The organism is Gelidibacter japonicus, from assembly GCF_010725055.1.
Lineage (GTDB): Bacteria > Bacteroidota > Bacteroidia > Flavobacteriales > Flavobacteriaceae > Gelidibacter > Gelidibacter japonicus.
Genome location: NZ_BJKB01000048.1, coordinates 1 through 307, shown reverse-complemented (window position 1 = coordinate 307; position 307 = coordinate 1).

The following is a 307-nucleotide window of genomic DNA, read 5'->3' as shown; positions in this document are numbered from 1 at the left end:
TCCTGAAAATTCCGTAAACTTGTATAGCTCTATGCAAGGCCGATTTTCAAACTGTTGCATAAAAGCACGGGCGCAATCCTGGTTGAGATGTTTGCGATGACTTCAGTGGCGGTGCCGATTTATCGGCAACCCCGTTCAGAATATTTACTCTGCCAAAAGCACATCTCCTTAGAGTGTTTTTTTTTTTTAAAACTTAGAGGTATGGAACAAGATGTAATTTCAATGGAAATCATCAATCCCAAAGCTGCGGGCATTGATGTGGGCAGCCGTTCCCATTGGGCGGCCGTGGGACAGTCCGAACAGGACA